1 protein-coding gene and 1 pseudogene are annotated in these 2,047 nt (G+C 78.2%); both read left to right on the top strand.

The annotated features are described in order from the left end of the window. The first annotated feature begins 98 nt into the window (after positions 1 to 98). Positions 99 to 437, top strand: coding sequence for a hypothetical protein (locus tag AA75_RS22700; RefSeq protein ID WP_149038313.1), 339 nt, complete (start codon positions 99 to 101; stop codon positions 435 to 437). A gap of 60 nt (positions 438 to 497) precedes the next feature. Next, a pseudogene (locus AA75_RS22695) lies at positions 498 to 2,047 on the top strand (hypothetical protein); the annotation flags it as partial.

Raw genomic sequence — 2,047 nt, 5'->3', positions numbered from 1 at the left:
ACACGCCAACACCGCGCCGACCTGACCAAGCCCTACTAGGATGGCGGCCGCCGGGGGAACGGCGACGACGCGCCAGCGGGGACGGGGGAGACGGTCGGATGGCGGACAGGGTAGTGATCAAGCCGTGGGAAGTCCACGGCGAGGGGCGGGAGTTCGAGTCGATCTCGGCCGAGTTCGGGCGGGCCGCGGCCGAGCTGGAGGACGGGCTGGCCGGACTCGGCACCCCGTGGGGCCAGGACGGGCCGGGCAGCGGGTTCGGCACGGCGTACGGCGAGGCGCGCGAGGGCGTGCTGGCCGGGCTGCAGGGGCTCGCCGAGCGGCTCGGCGCGGTCGGCGGCGGGCTGCACGCGATGGCCGACAACGCGGACCGCAACGAGGCCGGCGTCCGGGCGGACTTCAGCCGGCCGGGAACCACGGCCGGGCCGCACCCGGTCTGAGCCTGAACAGCCGGGCCACCGACGACCCGTAGAGACACGACCGCAGAGGGGGACGCACGCGTGTCCAGGAAGCTTCCGGAGGAACTCGCCCCGGCGCTGGCGAGGACCGGCCACCAGTGGCCCGAGGCCGACGAGGACGGGCTGCGCCGGGCGGCGGGCCTGTGGCGGGAGTTCGGCGTGGAGTCCGAGCGGCTCGGCCGCCGCGGCGCCGACTCCGCGCACCGGGTCACCGGGGAGAACGAGGGCGCCGCGGTGGACGCGTTCGCCGAGCACTGGCGTGGTTTCAGCGGCGGAGGCCGCGGCCACCTGGACGACGCGCACACCGCCGCCGAGGCGATGGCCGGGGCGCTCGACAAGGCGGCCGGCGCGGCCGAGCACTGCAAGGCCGAGCTGATCACGGTGCTGACCGAGCTGGCCGAGCAGATCCAGCGGGCCGACGCCGCCGAGGCGAAGGCCGCCGCCACCGTCGAGCAGGCCGGTCCCGGACTCGAAGGCATGGTCGGCAAGTTGGTCGGCGCGGTCAAGGGCGCGCTCGCCGAGGCGGGCGAGGACGCGGCGGTGGAGTCGGCGACCCGGCGGGTCGCCGGACTGCTGGAGGAGCTCGGCCGCCAACTGCGCGACGCCGTCCGGGCCGCGGTCGAGGAACCGGCCGTCACCGCGCTGGAGCGGATCGCCCAGGCCGACGGCCGCGGTCTGCACGGTGAGGCCAGGGAGCACAGCGCGGCCCGCGAGTCGGGCCAGTTCACCGGGCCGCTCGGCAAGGCCGCCGGGGGTGCGGTCGGCGGCGCCGCCGCGGTCGCGGGGGTGCGCGGACTGTCCGCGGCGGTCGACGCCGACGGCCGGGTGCTCACCGACCGGGCCGGCAACCCGGTGCTGCTCGACTCCGAGGGCAAGCGGGTCACCGGCGTCGAGGGCGTCTCGGTGGCGACGGACGAGCAGGGCCGCCCGGTCCTCGGCGAGGACGGCCGGCCGGTGCTGCTGGGCGCCGACGGGCAGCCCGTCACCGGCCTGGCCACCGGTGCGGACGGCCGCCCGCTGACCGACTCCGAGGGACGTCCGCTGACCGTGGCCGCCGACGGTCACCTGGGCGCCAGCGGGCTGACCCTGGCCGTCGACCGGGACGGGAACCCGCTGCTGGACGCCGCCGGCAAGCCCGTGGTGACCGGCCCCGACGGCCACCCGGTGGGCGACCTGGCCACCGACCGGCACGGCCACCTGCTGACCGGGCCCGACGGCAAGCCGGTCGAGCTGGGACCGGACGGCAGGCCCGTCGACGTCGGACCGGACGGCGAACTCCCCGGCGGGCCGGGCGCCGACCAGGACCCGCGGCTCGGGAAGGACGGCCGCCCGCTGCCGGGCGCCGACGGCCGCGCCGTCCCGCTCGGCCGGCCGCTGCTGACCGCCGACACCGGCCCGCTCGGCGGCCCGCTGTCCGGTACCGGCCCGCTGACGGTCACCGCCGCGGCCGCCGGGGGGCTGACGGTCACCGCGGCCGCGGGCGGCGGGTCGGCCGTCCCGGACGACGGCCTCGACGGCTACCGGGACGAGCCGCTCGCCCCGCGTACCTCCGCCGGATCGCACCACCAGAGCTACCAGCAGACGTACGCGGC

The sequence above is a fragment of the Kitasatospora sp. MBT63 genome (assembly GCF_000710465.2).
In the GTDB taxonomy this organism is placed as follows: Bacteria; Actinomycetota; Actinomycetes; order Streptomycetales; family Streptomycetaceae; genus Kitasatospora.
This window is presented reverse-complemented; position numbering and strand designations above follow the sequence as displayed.